A 255-nucleotide genomic window follows, 5' to 3' on the forward strand; every position below is an offset into this window, starting at 1 on the left:
CGTCGGTGACCGTGGCGGTGACCACGACGTCGGTGCCTGTCGCTGGCGCATCCATGGTGACAGGGACGCCATTGGTGAGCATCTCCTGGGTCACGGTGCCAGTGAAGATGACGTTGCCATCTTGGTCGGTGACCACAAGGGTGTCGCCGACGGCGGTGCCCGCCCCTAAGGTGACGGTGATGTCGATTTGACCATCAAGCTCCGCCTCATTAATGAAGCCATCGTTGTTGACATCCTCATCAATGACCACGGTTG

1 protein-coding gene is annotated in these 255 nt (G+C 59.6%); it reads right to left on the reverse strand.

All coding sequences use genetic code 11. From position 1 onward, the window contains the following. Positions 1 to 255, reverse strand: a 255-nt coding sequence (locus K0625_RS24465) for a hypothetical protein (RefSeq protein ID WP_220111937.1), incomplete at both ends; no start/stop codon positions are given.

The organism is Shewanella nanhaiensis, assembly GCF_019457885.1.
GTDB lineage: Bacteria > Pseudomonadota > Gammaproteobacteria > Enterobacterales > Shewanellaceae > Shewanella > Shewanella nanhaiensis.